The 13,751-nt window shown below is 65.5% G+C and carries 11 protein-coding genes and 1 tRNA gene; 7 read left to right on the top strand and 5 right to left on the bottom strand.

Features of this window, described 5'->3' with window-relative positions; translation table 11 throughout:
- Positions 1–88 precede the first annotated feature (88 nt).
- From ACIBI5_RS34040 to ACIBI5_RS34020, 5 genes are all read left to right on the top strand, one after another.
- On the top strand, positions 89–934 hold the full coding sequence (locus ACIBI5_RS34040) for a stage 0 sporulation family protein (RefSeq protein ID WP_397252810.1): 846 nt from the start codon (positions 89–91) through the stop codon (positions 932–934).
- Positions 935–1,161: 227 nt separating this feature from the next.
- Complete coding sequence (locus ACIBI5_RS34035) at positions 1,162–2,070, top strand: LLM class flavin-dependent oxidoreductase (protein WP_397252809.1); 909 nt, start codon at positions 1,162–1,164, stop codon at positions 2,068–2,070.
- Complete coding sequence (locus ACIBI5_RS34030; RefSeq protein WP_397252808.1) at positions 2,060–2,704, top strand: TetR/AcrR family transcriptional regulator; 645 nt, start codon at positions 2,060–2,062, stop codon at positions 2,702–2,704. Before ACIBI5_RS34035 ends, ACIBI5_RS34030 begins: the two co-directional genes overlap by 11 nt.
- A gap of 204 nt (positions 2,705–2,908) precedes the next feature.
- A complete protein-coding gene (locus ACIBI5_RS34025; RefSeq protein WP_397252807.1) occupies positions 2,909–4,354 on the top strand; it encodes an alpha/beta hydrolase in 1,446 nt (481 codons plus the stop codon).
- A gap of 57 nt (positions 4,355–4,411) precedes the next feature.
- Positions 4,412–4,488 (top strand) — tRNA-Thr (locus tag ACIBI5_RS34020).
- Between the two features lie 51 nt (positions 4,489–4,539).
- Here ACIBI5_RS34020 and ACIBI5_RS34015 read toward each other — a convergent pair.
- The 4 genes from ACIBI5_RS34015 to ACIBI5_RS34000 form a co-directional block, all read right to left on the bottom strand.
- On the bottom strand, positions 4,540–4,695 hold the full coding sequence (locus ACIBI5_RS34015) for a hypothetical protein (RefSeq protein ID WP_397252806.1): 156 nt from the start codon (positions 4,693–4,695) through the stop codon (positions 4,540–4,542).
- Between the two features lie 423 nt (positions 4,696–5,118).
- On the bottom strand, positions 5,119–5,544 hold the full coding sequence (locus tag ACIBI5_RS34010; RefSeq protein WP_397252805.1) for a hypothetical protein: 426 nt from the start codon (positions 5,542–5,544) through the stop codon (positions 5,119–5,121).
- A gap of 809 nt (positions 5,545–6,353) precedes the next feature.
- Positions 6,354–8,411 carry a hypothetical protein gene (locus tag ACIBI5_RS34005; protein ID WP_397252804.1) on the bottom strand — a complete coding sequence of 686 codons (2,058 nt, stop codon included), beginning with the start codon at positions 8,409–8,411 and terminating at the stop codon, positions 6,354–6,356.
- The gene (locus ACIBI5_RS34000) at positions 8,408–8,575 is read right to left on the bottom strand and encodes a hypothetical protein (protein ID WP_397252803.1); all 168 of its coding nucleotides are present in this window, start codon (positions 8,573–8,575) and stop codon (positions 8,408–8,410) included. Before ACIBI5_RS34000 ends, ACIBI5_RS34005 begins: the two co-directional genes overlap by 4 nt.
- Before the next feature lie 108 nt (positions 8,576–8,683).
- Here ACIBI5_RS34000 and ACIBI5_RS33995 point away from each other — a divergent pair, with 108 nt between their 5' ends.
- Complete coding sequence (locus tag ACIBI5_RS33995; RefSeq protein ID WP_397252802.1) at positions 8,684–10,639, top strand: hypothetical protein; 1,956 nt, start codon at positions 8,684–8,686, stop codon at positions 10,637–10,639.
- A 46-nt stretch (positions 10,640–10,685) separates the two neighbouring features.
- On the opposite strand, the gene ACIBI5_RS33990 is transcribed toward ACIBI5_RS33995, so the two are convergent.
- Positions 10,686–10,880 carry a hypothetical protein gene (locus ACIBI5_RS33990; protein ID WP_397252801.1) on the bottom strand — a complete coding sequence of 65 codons (195 nt, stop codon included), beginning with the start codon at positions 10,878–10,880 and terminating at the stop codon, positions 10,686–10,688.
- Positions 10,881–11,129: 249 nt separating this feature from the next.
- Here ACIBI5_RS33990 and fxsT point away from each other — a divergent pair, with 249 nt between their 5' ends.
- The gene (gene fxsT, locus ACIBI5_RS33985) at positions 11,130–13,682 is read left to right on the top strand and encodes an FxSxx-COOH system tetratricopeptide repeat protein (protein ID WP_397252800.1); all 2,553 of its coding nucleotides are present in this window, start codon (positions 11,130–11,132) and stop codon (positions 13,680–13,682) included.
- The last annotated feature ends 69 nt before the right edge of the window (positions 13,683–13,751 follow it).

The following is a 13,751-nucleotide window of genomic DNA, read 5'->3' as shown; positions in this document are numbered from 1 at the left end:
CACGTTTGGGCGGTCCGCGCACGTAGTGTGGCAAGGGTAGGCACCCCCGAGGCCGTCAGGAGGCGAGCTCTAGCCCATGGGAATGATCATGGCCGTGAGCTTTACACGCTACGGGAGGCTCTACTACCTCGATCCGGGCGGGCACAGTCCCAAGGTCGGTGACAAGGTTCTGGTGCCCACCGACTCGGGTCCCGAGGTCGCGGAGTGCGTGTGGGCGCCGCAGTATTCAAGTGAGGACATCGACGGGCTGCCCGTGTGCGCGGGCGTCGCCGGCGACGAGCACCTGGCCCGTGACGAGAGCAACAAGCGCCGCCGCGCGGAAGCCCGCAGCGTCTCCAAGCGGCTGATCAAACGCCACAGCCTGCCCATGAAGGTGGTCGGCGTCGACTACCTCGACCAGGACAACGTCTACACCGTCTACTTCTCCGCGCCGCACCGGGTCGACTTCCGGGCGCTGGTCCGCGACCTGGCCCGCAACCTCCGCGCCCGGGTCGAACTCCGCCAGATCGGCCCCCGCGACGAAGCCCGCCTCCAGGGCGGCATCGGCCCGTGCGGTCGTGACCTGTGCTGCGCGACCTTCCTCAAGGACTTCGAACCGGTGTCGGTCCGCATGGCCAAGGACCAGGACCTTCCGGTCAACCCGCTGCGTATCGCGGGGGCGTGCGGGCGCCTCATGTGCTGCCTCAAGTACGAGCATCCGCTGTATGTCGAGACGCGCTACCGGATGCCGAAAGCGGGCAGCCGGGTGGCCACGCCCCAGGGCGACGGCACGGTGATGGGCCACAACGTACCGTCGGACACCGTGCTGGTCCGGCTGGACGACGGAGGCCGCCGATGCGCCTGCCCGTCGGCGTCGGTGTGCTCTCCCCGCCAGCAACACGAAAAGCAGTACGGTCCCGAAGGCGCCAACCCCGACGGCACCCCGACCTCCTGAACCCGGATGGGCATTTGGGCTAAGTGCGCCGCTGTGGCGCCCGAATGAGCGGTCACCTGGTAGCCCGTGGACGGCTCGTGCCTTCCCCATGGGTCTCCTCCGTGGGCTGACCCTCGCAGCGCCGTCACAGGTGGCGCGGTCACGCGGCGGGCAACACTGAACGGTGTAGTTGACAGTGGATACTGAACGGTTTAGTTTCGAGAGGAGATCATATTCGGAGGTTTGTCATGGATTTCGGTTTCTCCCTTGTCCCGACACCCGACATAGCCGCTCATCGCGAACTGGTCACCGTTGCCGAGGAGACCGGCCTTGACCTGGTCGGCGTACAGGATCATCCTTATGCCCCCTCCCAAGTTGACGCCTTTGCCCTGATCGGCACCTTGCTGGAGCACACGGAGCGGATCCGGTTCTTCCCTGATGTCGCCAGCCTGCCGTTGCGTCCGCCGGCCGTACTCGCCAATACTGCGGCAACCCTGGATCTGGCCTCTGGTGGGCGGTTTGAGCTGGGTATCGGTGCGGGCGGCTACTGGCGGGCGATCGCCAGTATGGGCGTGCCCGAGCTCAGGCCCGCGGCGGCTCTCGACGCGCTCGGCGAGGCGATGGAGATCATGCGCGCGTTGTGGAGCCCGGACCAGCCCACGGTACGGCTGCGCGGTGAGCACTACACGGTCGACGGCGTGCATGCCGGGCCACCGCCGGCCCACCCGATCAACATCTGGGTCGGCGCGCAGGGGCCGCGGGCGCTGCGGTTCACCGGCCGGAGGGCCGACGGGTGGGCCGCGCCGATCCCGTCGTATCTGCCGTACGAGGCCTGGCCCGAGGCGAACTCCCTCATCGACCAGGCGGCACGCGCCGAAGGCCGCGATCCGGCCGCCGTCATGCGGATGGCGCAGATCGTCGGCACCATCACCACCACCCCGGGCGAACTACCCGAACACGGCGCCGATCCGGTACGCGGCACGCCTGACCAGTGGGCCGATTTCCTGGCGAAGCTCGCTATCGAGCAGCCCTTCACCACATTCGTCTTCTGGCCGGAGCAGCAGTCGACCGATCAGGTGGTGCGCTTCGCGACCGAGGTCGTCCCGCTGGTCAAGGAGAGGACACCAAACGGTGTAGTTTACGCGCATGAACGTTGACGAATTCGGCCTTCCGATCATCCCCGATGCGGTCAACGTTTCGCAGCGCAAGCGCGAAGCGATCATCGACGCGGCCAAGGTCGAGTTCCTCAAAGAGGGATATACAGCCGCATCGGTGGATGCCATCGCCTCCCGGGCCGGGGTGTCCAAACCCACGATCTACAAGCATTTCGGCAACAAGGAGCGGCTCTTCCTGGCGGTGATCGGGGGGATCCTGCCGCAGACGTACGCGCATCTGGAGCCCTGCAAGTCGAAGATCGCCCAGGCGGACGACCTGCGAACGGCCCTCATCAGCCTGATGACCGAATGGGCGGAGATCCTCCTACGTCCCGACATCATGGCCCTGCGGCGGCTGGTCATCGGCGAGATCGACCGCTTTCCGCAGCTCGGCAAGGCGTGGTACCGCATCAGCGACAAGATGAACAACGAGCCGCTCGTGGAGGCGTTCGAGATCCTGCATGAGCGCGGGCGAATCAGCGTGCCCGACCCGGTCCTCGCCGTGCGGCAGCTCGTAGCGGCCACGATCGGCGTGCCGCAGCTGGTCCGCACGTTCGACGCCGACGCGGAGGTCGACCTCAAGGAGATCATCACCTCAGGCGTCGACCTCTTCCTCGCCCGTTACCGCCCGGCTTAGGAGACGGCGCCCGCTACCGCGCGGCCCGGGGGACGGCGCCCGCTATCGCGCGCCTTGGGAGGCCGGAGCCCTCTATCGCGCGGCTTAGGAGACGGCGCCCGGGGGACGGCGCCCGCTATCGCGCGGCTTAGGAGACGGCGCCCGCTGGTTCGCGCAGAGGACATGTCTGGACCCGGCCCGTGGCCGCCACCGACTCGGCGTAGCATGGCGACAGTGTGGTGCCGAGCCCTCCTAGCCGCCCTGATGCTGCTGACCTCCGGCTGCGCGAGCGCCCGCCCCCCAACGCCCGCGACCCTGGCCTGGTCCGACTGCGGCGACGACTTCGAATGCGCCCGCCTCCGGGTCCCCCTGGACCACGCCCAACCAGCGGGCGAACACATCGAAATCAGCGTCATCCGCCTCCCGGCCACCGGCGACCGCATCGGCTCCCTGCTGATCAACCCGGGCGGCCCCGGCGGATCCGGCATCGACTACGCCCGCGCCGCCCCCGCCATGCTCAGCCAGGACATCCGCGCCCGGTTCGACATCGTCGGCTTCGACCCCAGAGGCGTAGGCGCATCAACCCCCATCAAATGCCTGAGCGACGACCAGTTGTCCGCGTTCATCGCCTTGGACAGCACTCCCGACACCCAGCCCGAGCAGTCCGCCCTGGAACAGGCCTCGAAGGACTTCGCCAAGGCCTGCCAGGCAAGCTCCCCGAAGCTCCTCAGGCACGTCAGCACCACGAACGCCGCCCGAGACATGGACCTCCTCAGGGCCGCCCTGGGCGATGAAAAGCTCACCTACCTCGGCAAGTCATACGGAACCCTCCTGGGCGCGACATACGCCCACCTGTTCCCCGGCAAAGTACGCGCCCTGGTCCTCGACGGCGCCATGAACCCGGCGATCACCCGCCAACGCCTCAATCTCGACCAGGCCAAGGGCTTCGAAACCGCCTTCCGCGCCTACGCCAAGGACTGCCTGACCTCCCAGTCCTGCCCCTTCACCGCCAAGACCCCAGAAAACGCCCTGGCCGAGATGTCGGAGCTGCTCCGCCGTACCGACAAAGACCCCTTGACCAGCGAAACCGGCCGCCCAGTGACAGAAGCCCTGGCAACGCTGGGAGCCCTGACCCCGCTATACGACCGGAACACCTGGCCGGCCCTGTCCGAATCCTTGGCCGAAGCCCAGAAGGGCAACGGCACCCTGCTCCTGTCCTCTGCCGACCAGTTGGTAGGTCGCGCCGACGACGGCACCTACTCCAACCAGACCGAATCCGGAATGGCCGTAACCTGCGCCGACACCCCCACCCCACCCAGCACCTCAGCCCTGGCCCAAGCCGCCACAACCGCCGCAGAAGCCGCCCCCGTCTTCGGCTCCTACGTCATGTGGAGCATCCTCCCCTGCGCTTTCTGGCCTTCAGCCCCAGAGCCCCCCGCGACCCTGCGCGCCGCCGGCGCCGCCCCCATCCTGGTCCTCGGCACCCGCCGCGACCCCGCAACCCCGTACCACTGGTCACAATCCCTAGCCGACCAACTCGAATCCGGCACCCTCCTGACCTACGAAGGCGACGGCCACACCGCCTACGGCAGCGGTTCCACCTGCATCGACACCCACGTGGACCACTACCTCATCACCCGCACCACCCCCGCCGACGGCACCCGCTGCTGATCGACGGGAGCGAGAAGTGCCACGCCTCCTGTAGACTTCATCACGCTGTACGGCAGCGCCGCCTTAGCTCAGTCGGCCAGAGCACTTCACTCGTAATGAAGGGGTCTCGGGTTCGAATCCCGAAGGCGGCTCCAGGTCAAAGGCCCCCTGTGATGATCACAGGGGGCCTTTTGCTAACACCCTTGCTAACAGGACTCCTCCAGGGACTTGGCGAAGATATCGGCGGCCGCGGTCTCCGCGGAGCGGATCACGTGAGCGTAGACCCGGAGAGTGATCGCGGGGTCAGCGTGGCCGAGGCGGGCCGCGACCACGTGCACGGGGACGCCGGCCAGGAGCAGCATCGTCGCGTGGAGATGACGAAGATCGTGTAGACGGATGAGCGGGAGCTTGTCCTCATCCTTCTCGTTGTGGGCCTTACCTCTTCCAGACTTCTGTCAACTTATGTAGCCGACTGTCCGGAATCTGCTGGGCACCTCATCTCACCTACAGCGGTTGGGGCGATCGGCTGCCGCGGCCCTCCTTCGTCGGGCCTTGCCACCGGGTATCTCTGGCTGAGGTGACAGCGGGGCTGACAGCAACGTCCCCACACGGCGCTGCATTCATGCCACCTTCCACACGCGTCTGATCAGGGTGGCGAGCAGCCGAGCAGGGTGATCGGTCCGCCTGAAAGCGGAAGGGCAGCGGTTCGACCTCGCCTTGTACCATCACGTCCGACCAAAAAGAAGCCTCGGAGCGAAGATAGCAAGGCTGTCAGCAGCGACGTTTCAGTCGTGGGCGGATGTTCCAGGCGGTGTATCCGGTGTCGAGTCGGTCATGAACGCAACCTCGTTAGCCTGCACTGCTAGTCCGAACAGTGCACCGACTGTCAGTCTGACCGCTTCTTGCGCCTTTGCTGGCATTTGGTCATAGAGACCTGCTAGTGCGTCGGCCCTCGTACTGTGACCGGAGTGCGGTCTAACCCCGTACCATTCGAGCGCGATCATCGCTGCAACTTCCTCGTGGGGTAGCCCGAACAGCGCGGCGATCTGGGGGACTGCCTGGGGTGGTGGAGGTTGGCAGGCCTTCTCGTTAATCAAGGCGTGCCACCAGGCTGTCGATCGTGCTCCGCGACATCCATCTGCCATGTCCTTGTACGAGTAGCCTTCAGAACGGATCTTGCGCGCTTCGTTGGTGAAGGGTCTGGTCTCCATGATGCGATGTTAGAGTATTCTTACAAAGCGTTCAAGTAGTTGAACGACGGATGCTCTCTGCTGATTGCACTACAACCGGATCTGGAAGATCTTCCACGCGCTGGTGGAATGCGCCGGACGACACCGCGGTCTTCGGGACTCGCCGCAAACGGTGGAGCGATCGGCTCTGCCGCGGACCGACCTCCTCAGGCCTTGCCTCTGGGCACGGTGGGACCTGTGACGGCGACGCCAGCCTCCAGTCCTGTGCGGATGGCACAGCGGACGGCGACATACTCCCTGGTAGCAGCCAGCCTGCGTACGAACTGGTCGCTACCCTCAAACGAAGGTCGGCCACCGCGTGCTTCTGTTGCCCGGGTCGGACAGCTCTGCTCTCTGTATCGGCTCGCCACTGATCGCGGGGAGGCTGAGGTGCACTTGCTAACGCGCTTGCTAACAGCGGTCCCGGACGATCATGGTCCCGGGTGGACTGAGGTCGCCCGGCATCGGCTCGTGACGAGCGCGTCAAGACGCCTGTGGACGACGATGGACGATCTCGTTCTCACTCGTAATGAAGGGGTCTCGGGTTCGAATCCCGAAGGCGGCTCCGCAGCAAGAGGGCCCTTTCGGATGATGCGGAAGGGCCCTTTTCGATCTTGTGCAGCGGCTATGGGTCAGCCCTGGGGGTAGACGTTCGTCGTGACCGCTATCTGGGAGTGGCGGAGGATGCGCATCGCCACTTTGGGCATTCCCGGCCCCGCCACGAGCGGCTTGAGGTCCCTTCTGTCCTGAGCAGTGCATGGTCAAGTCCGGCGCTGTGTACGGATGGGTGGTCAGCCCGACGAGTCCACCGCCGCGCAGGCATGGGCGGCGCGCTGCAGCTTCCGCTCGATCTCTCGCGGGTGTCGCCCGAGAGAGGAGCGGGCCTCCGCCAGCGCGATGATCGCGTTGCACATCGCCTCGGTTCGCCAGGTGGCCGGCTGGCGCGCAACGGAGAACAGCCGCTCGCAGAGCCCGGCAATCCTCGCGTACGGGGCGAGGGCGGCGGCCGCCTGAGCCTCTACGGTCACGATCCCGGCTTCTGGTGGGAACTCGCTCGACTCGACGAGGTCGTACAGGTCCGTGGACTCGTCCTCAAGGCGCTCCTGGAACGTCAGGACCCGGTCCAGCATCGCTTTCGCGAGGTCGTCGCTCTCGCTGCGTAACCTTTCGATGGTCGCGTCCACGACATCGCGCAGGTCCTGTCGCAGCACACGCTGGGACAGACGGGCGATGGTGGCCTCCTCTTCGCCCTGCAGCTCGCTCTTCTGCTCCACGCACGAGCGTGCGGTCCGGATGAGGTCACGCGCATGGCCGCCGGACCATGCGTGGCAGAACAGTGCGAACACCCTGGAGAAGTCGCGCGCACGCCGAGAGATCAGCGTCTGCGACTCTCCCAGCGAGAGCGGACCGACCGAGATGACGGTGTCGAACGCCGAATCGAACACGTCCCGTACGGGCACTCCTCGCGCGGCGAAGCTGTGCATGGCGTCCGAAGACACGGAAAGGACGAAATGCGCCTTGGCTATGTGGAACAGATCCTTGAGGCCGTTGATCGCGTCAACGGCCTCGGCCGGGTTCGCCAGCTTGTCCAGCTCGTCCACGCAGATGATCACCGGTCTGTTGCTGAGCGCGAGCAACTGATCGACGAACTGCCGGAGCGCCTGCACCGACTCGGCGTGTGTGACCTCGCGTTCGGTACGAGAGAACTTGCTGAGGCCCTCGAATCCGGTCCCGCCGACCTTGGCCGCGGTGTTCGCGCTCCGCTCGACCGTTGTGGACCAGCGGAGAAATTCCAGCTGCTGTAGGCAGAGCTCGCGCGTCGTCTGCGGCGGGACCATCAATTTCGTCCGGCGCTGAAAGAGATCCCGCTGCCGGCTGAGGAAGAACCCGGCTATCAGGGCGCCCAACACGACGGTGGCGAAACCCATCCAGCCGAGGTTGAACGTGTTGGGTGAGGGACGGTTCTTGTCGTAGATCCACAACATCACCATGAGGAGCACCGCCACCGACGCGACGAGCGTCCGCACCACTGCCCGAGCGGCCGGTACCGCCATGCGGTTGCGGATGAGACCTCCTTCGCCGGGTTTCAGGCCGACCTGTGCGAGTTCGCCGTGGATGAGGCGGGTGAACTCCACGGCGGAGTACTGCACGGGCGTGCTGATCATGGCGACGTGACAGTCGAGGCCCTCATCCAGGCGCAGTTGGCGCATCAGGGTGGTCTTGCCCGAGCCCCGCGCGCCGGCCAGCCCGGTCGCCGAGGACTCGTGTCCGCAGATGAAGGATCGGAGCCGCTCGTACGTGCGGGAAGGAATGGTGTCCTGGATGTTGAGCTCCACCAGCGCGGGAGCCTCGGATGTGCGCAGGGTGCCGGACCAGCGCGCCTCGTCGCTCTGCAGATCGCTGATCACGAGACGGATCAGGGCGCGTAGCGGCGACGTCAGAGCTCTTCGGAGCTCTCGGGACGCGGTCACGCTCCGCCGCCGGATCGCGTTCGATTGCGCCAGCGCAGTGAGCGTTCCCAACGTCACCAGGCCGAGCAGCAACGTGCCCCGGAAAGCGGTCCCGAGGACCAGGAGGGATGCGGCGATAAGTGTCAGGGCGGCGATGGCCCATACCTGACGCCACGCACGGCCCGCTTCGTCGACCGCCGCGATCTCTCCGCTCAGCAGCTTGAAGAGCTCATCGGCCCGCCGCCGGATCTCATGGAGTATCTCGGGATGAAGCGCGGGATCATGCTTCAGCTCGGGATCGTATTTCAGCAGCTCAAGTGTGATCCGCTCCAGCTCTTCCGGGGAGAGTCGTTCGACCTTGCCGCGCATCGTCACCCCCGCCGGCACGAGCAATATCACCGATTTAGGTCGCCATAAATGGAGTTGTTGCTCATGATGAAAAAGCGGTTACGCGATTGATGGTTTCCGCCGCCAGGGACTTCTAACGCCAGATGCAGCATGATAGAAGATTTCTGGGTGATTGCGGTATTGCTCGTATCGGGTATCAAGTCAATCGCCATCATGGGAAGCCTCAGCCTGGGACAGCCATGTGTGCTGCAGGTTCTTGTCCGCAGCGATGGGGAATGGGAGAGCATGATGCTACGAGTCGGGCTGCCGGCAGGAGTCTCTGCGTGACCGCGCACGGTGCCAGCCCGTGGGTCGGGCTACGGCCGTTCCGCATGGACGACGAGCCCAGATTCTTCGGTCGTAGTATCGAAACCCGCGAGGTCGCCGACCTGTGGCAGAGAAATCGGGTGACGCTACTCATCGGAGACTCGGGCGTCGGAAAGACCTCCCTCCTCCACGCCGGATTGGTTCCGTTTCTGGCCAACGATGGAGCGCGAGTGGTGCCCATCGGGGAGCTGAGCTACCGCAAGACCCTGCCGGCTCCGCTGCTCACGGCCCGGGGCCGCACGCTCTTCGCGCTGCTCTCGTCGTGGCAGCCCACCCTTGACCCCGCCCGCAGCGTCGGCCTGACGGTCGCGGAGTTCTTCCGGCGGCAGACCGCCGCCGCGCCGCCGGGCGCATCGACGCTGGTCGCGATCGACGGCGCCGAAAGCGCGCTCCGCCGGTCAGGCGCGTCGAAGCCGGAACATCGTCGCTTTCGCGAGGAACTGGGAGTCGCGCTCCAGGCCTTCCCCGGTGTCCAGTTGCTCCTGTCGATCCGGCCCGACTGTGTCGATGACGCGCGTGCCTTCGCCGGGGTGCTGGGAGAGACCCCAGCGCAGTACGTCCTGCGTCCACTGGACCGGCAGTCCGCTATCGACGCGCTGTCACGGCCCCTGCTGGGCAGCCATCAGCAGTTCGACCTCGGCGTGCCCGCGCGGCTCGTCGACAAACTGGCGGTCGAGCACGGTACGTCCGGTGCCGCGCACGTGGAGCCCGTCCTTCTACAGGTACTGTGCACCGAGCTCTGGGAAGGCCTGCGCGACGGCAAGACGCTGTCCGCCACCGTCGAGAAGGCGCTCGACGACGTGGACGCGATGCTGGCCGAATTCTGTACCCGCACGCTGTTCACCATGACCAGCGACCACGGCCTGCCGAACTGCGAGATCGGCGGCTGGATGCGCCGAACCTTCACCACGTCGCCAGACGAGGGATCCACCTATGAGGCCAGGCCGGCGCCCCGGCACGACCGTCCGAAAGAGATCACCGATTCCGTTGTCCGTGCTGTGGAGGACCGCCACCTTCTCAAGTACTGCCGGTTGAGCGACGAGGACGGTTTCCAGCTTCAGCATCCGCGCATGGCGAGCGCGCTCCAGCGGCTCGGAGAGGCGCCGGCAGCACGACCGGATCCCACCCCGGGAGACCTTCTGCGGGAGGCGGAGAAAGCCATGTCCGCGGACAACCTGCGAATCGCCGAAAGGTACGCGCGAGCTGTACTGGCGATGACCGAGGGGGTGCACAGCGAGATCCATGTCTCCGCCTACGTCATCCTGGGCGACATCGCATACCTGCGGTCGGAGCACGACGTCGCACTCCAGAACTACGACAACGCGCTCGCGATGGCGGCGATGGCCGACGCCCGGTCGCCTGCCGTCGCCTATCTGTTCGCGGCGATCGCGCGTGTCCACTTGATGCGAGGGGATACCGACAACGCACTTGGCAGCGCACGTGCTGGTCGACTTGTCCCGGCAGGGGAGACGACCACCACGCTGGAACTCGCGCAGGCGCTCTGGCGCGCAAACCGGCACCAGGCAGCGGTCAAGGAGCTGAACTTCGTGCTGGACAGGGATCCAGCGCACTGTGAGGCACTGCGGATTCGCGGGGAGATCTACGCGGACTGGGGTAAGTCGCGGCAGGCCTTGAACGACCTGCGCAGCGTCGCCACCGCCGCTCCGCCGTCGGCGCGCGCGGCATACATCCTCGCGGTACATCTCGATGTCCCTGTCTCACGCGGGGCCATCGACGAGCTTCGCGACGAGGGACGGACACACGGCATGGTTCTGCTCTACCTCGCCAGGTCGTTGTACAGGCGTGGAGACCGATACCTGGCTATGGACCTCGCCGACGAAGCTCTCCAGGCGACGAATCCGCGCCTCTCACGCCATCATCGAGCGCAGGCCGAAAAGATCGCACGAAGGTAGTGGCATCGGGGAAGCATCGCGGGGTGATTCATGCCCGATTGTGGAGTTATGTCTCATCACTATCGAAATGTCCGACCGAGTTGCTAAATCCGGAGATTGCCTCGGTATCCCGCCGGTCCGGCGACATCAGATTCCTCATCGCGACAGCGAAGACTGAATCGTCAAGTTCGTCCAGGTCGCGGAGCGACAAACTAGAACAGTTGGGCAGTTGGCCTGCCAGTTCGTTCTCCTGCTGCTCCATAGCAAACTCCAAGCCTGACGCGTCACAGTCCGGTGTCCGGATCAGCATACAAGCTGACGTGTCGCCCCGGGTACGGGGACGGCGCCGCCAGGACAGTTGGAATGGTTATCATCGTGAGACATAATTATCTGATGAATGCGTTTAGTCTAGGTGGCCGGTTTTAGTTCCTATTCTGGCGTGCAGCGAAATTGACCGTATCGACGCGTCGTTCAATGTTCGGATTGAACGCCGTGATTGGGAGGCGGCCCGGTGACCGGTACACAGCCGAATGAAGCGCGAAGGTCAACGGCGCGCCCTGAGGTGTGGGGCAAGATTCCGCCCAGAAACAAGAACTTCACCGGCCGGGAACACCTTCTCGAAAAACTACGCTCAGGGATGACGACCGGAAGCGCCGGTCAGGTCACGGTGGTCCTTCCCAAGGTGCTTCCCCATGCCCTCCACGGGCTGGGCGGTGTCGGGAAGACGCAGATGGCCGTGGAGTACGCCTATAGGTATGGCAACGAGTACGACCTCGTCTGGTGGATCTCCGCAGACCAGCGCGTGCTCATCCGCTCGTCTCTGGCCGCGCTGGCCCCCTACCTCGACCTCCCGTCGGCGGCGGCGATCGGCGTGGAGGACGCCGCCAACGCCGCGCTTGACGCCCTGCGACGCGGTAAGCCGTACGACCGTTGGCTGCTCATCTTCGACAACGCGGACGAGCCGGAGGAGATCCGGGACGTGATCCCGGACGGGCCGGGCCACGTTCTGATCACCTCACGCAACCACCGGTGGGAGGACGTTGTCGAGGCAGTCCCGGTTGACGTCTTCAGCCGCGAGGAAAGCATCGCGTTCCTCTCCAAACGGATCCGCAGGGCGATCGCTCCGGAGGATGCCGACAGACTCGCTGATCAGCTGGGAGATCTCCCGCTGGCGCTGGAACAGGCCGGCGCCCTCCAGGCCGAGACCGGCATGCCCGTCGACGAGTACATCGAGTTGCTGAATGAGCACACCAGCCAACTTCTCAACGAGGGCAAGCCGACGGAATATCCGGTTTCGATGACGGCGGCATGGAATCTCTCGGTAGGCAGGCTCAGCGAGCGGCGACCGGAGGCCATCGAGCTGCTGCGTTGCTGTGCGTTCTTCGGTCCGGAGCCGATTCCTCGCGATGTGTTCAGTCAGCGCATCAGAGACCTCAGTCCTGGGCTGGCCGAGCTGCTCGCCAATCCGATCATGCTGAGTCGTTCGGTAGGAGAGCTGGGCCGCTTCGCCCTCGCGCGCATCGACCCGGGCAGCCGCACCATCCAGGTGCACCGGCTGATCCAGGCGCTCGTACGTGACGAGCTCGAGGGCGAGGAGAGGACCAAGCATCTCGGGGATGTTCACAGGTTGCTGACCGGCCTTCAACTGGGCAATCCCGAAGAATCGGCGAACTGGACCCGTTATGGCAGCATCCTGGGGCACGTCGTGCCCGCCCGGGTCCAGGAGAGCCGAGACATCAAGGTGCGCGACTTCGCGCTGAACCTGGCGCGATACCTGTACATGTCCGGCGACGGCTACGCCCAGGAGTTCGTCAACCTCTTCATCTCCCAGTGGGAGAAGGACTCCGGCCCCGCCGATCCCCACGTGCTCAGGGCCTATCGCGAGCAGGGCAACATCCTTCGCCAACTGGGCAAGTACAACGAGGTCTACGAGCTCAACCAGAGGACCCACGCCAAGATGCGGCAAGTGGGCACACCCGATGACGAGCTTCTGCTCCTGATCAGTGGTATCGGCGCCGACCTGCGTGCGCGAGGAGACTTCGCCGCGGCTCTGCAACATGACGAGGACTCGGTACGTCGGCACGAGGTGGCCTTCGGCCCGGACGATCCGCGTACCCTGCGCGCGAAGAACAATTTGGCCCTGGACTACAGTCTCACCAGCCAGTTCAAGCAAGCTCGCGAACTGCACGAGATCGCCTTCATCGGGCTGCAGGACGCGCAGGCGGGAGCGGCCACGGTCCTGGTCCACTGGAACGCGCTCGCGCGCGCGGTCCGCCTGAGCGGCGACTATGCCGAGGCCTGCGACCTGGGTGAGGAGGCTCTCGCCTTCGGCTTGGAATATCTCGGCGGCGAGCACCCGGCGTACCTCTGGACCGCCAAGGACCTGTCCATCGCGTGGCGGAGGCTTGGCGAACTCGGCAAGGCACTGGAGATGTGCACCGACGTGCACGCTCGCTATGTCCGAAGGTATGGCCTTGACCACCCCGACTCGCTGGCCGCCGCCATGTCCCTTGCCAACCTCCAGCGCAACAACGGTCAGGAGCGGGAGGGACTGGAACTGGCGGCCGACACCGTCAAGCGGTATCCGCGCGTCTACGGCACCGAGCATCCTTACTATCTCGCCTGCACAGGCAACCTGGCGCTGCTGTACCGCACGTGCCAGGACCCGGAGAGAGCCCGCCACCTGAACGAGGAAACGCTGGAGAACATCGAACGAAGCCTGGGGCGCGTCCACCACCATTACTACCTGACTGTGGCGACGAACCTGGCGAGCGACCTGGCGGCGCTGGGCCACTACGTCGAGGCCGTGGAGCGTGGCCGGGACACCAGCCGCCGGCTGACGGAACTCGTCGGCCAGAGCCATCCGATGGCCCTCGCCTGCACCGCCAACCTTTCGGCTGACCTCAAGCACCTCGGCACGTCAGAGGCCGTCGAAGAGGCGGAGAGTCTCCGGGAGGAGACTCGCGTCCGGTACGAGCAGAAGCTCAGGCTGGAACATCCCGACGCCATCGCCTTCCTTGAGGGGCGGCACCTGGACCTCGACTTCGACCCTCCACCGATCTAGCAGCACGTACCTGGAGACCGGCGATGGCCTCGTCTCGCCGCCGGTCCCGGTATCTCATCGAACGGGCTG

This window comes from Nonomuraea sp. NPDC050540, from assembly GCF_044457485.1.
GTDB lineage: Bacteria > Actinomycetota > Actinomycetes > Streptosporangiales > Streptosporangiaceae > Nonomuraea.
The sequence above is the reverse complement of the archived record's forward strand: the minus strand, read 5'-3'. Positions and strand labels throughout refer to the sequence as shown.